1 protein-coding gene is annotated in these 252 nt (G+C 68.3%); it reads left to right on the forward strand.

What is annotated here, in order from left to right; translation table 11 throughout:
- Nucleotides 1-252: hypothetical protein (locus tag ACYYG1_RS17685; protein WP_461211642.1), on the forward strand; the 252-nt coding region annotated here is incomplete at both ends.

The following is a 252-nucleotide window of genomic DNA, read 5'->3' on the forward strand; positions in this document are numbered from 1 at the left end:
GTGCCTGAAGATGGTGCTGGCCGCGCGCAGCGGACAGGTCCACCCGACGCTCGAGCTGGCGCGCCGCAGCTTGCCCTTTGGCGCCTATACAGAGACGGACGGGCAGATCAAGGGACTGATCTACGCGCCGTTCGTGCGCTTCGTGGCGCAGGATTTCGGCCTGCGGGCCGAGGTGCGGGTGGGACTGCGCGCGGAGGAATTGCCGGGCCTGATGGCGCAGGCGGAATACTTCATGGCGTCGGTGCACCCCTG

The organism is Desulfocurvus sp. DL1XJH-121 (genome assembly GCF_054819825.1).